The 368-nt window shown below is 60.6% G+C and carries 1 protein-coding gene; it reads left to right on the top strand.

The window, feature by feature from the left end; genetic code table 11:
- The coding region (locus tag AC1ECK_RS36705; RefSeq protein ID WP_480328205.1) for a calcium-binding protein at positions 1-368 on the top strand (368 nt) is incomplete at both ends.

The following is a 368-nucleotide window of genomic DNA, read 5'->3' as shown; positions in this document are numbered from 1 at the left end:
ACGTTCGTCTTTAACGCAGGGTATGGTGATCTGGAGATCAACGAGCAGGATTTTTCGGGCAACCCGCACAACGTGCTGCAGCTGGGAGCGGGGATCAGCGAGTCGTCGGTGACGGTGAAGGCGACTTCGAACGGCACGGGTCTGGTGTTGACTGACGGAGTCTCGGGTGACCAGGTCACGCTGGACGATGAACTGGGTAACGGCAGCTACTACGGCGTGCAGCAGGTGCAGTTCGCCGACGGCACGGTGTGGACGGAGGCCCAAATGGCCTCAATGGCACGCACGATTGATGGCACCACGGGCAATGACACGCTGAATGGCACTCCGGGTGCGGACGTGCTTGACGGCAAGGGTGGCAACGACTATGA

Source organism: Paraburkholderia sp. SSBN10T, assembly GCF_056619545.1.
This window is presented reverse-complemented; position numbering and strand designations above follow the sequence as displayed.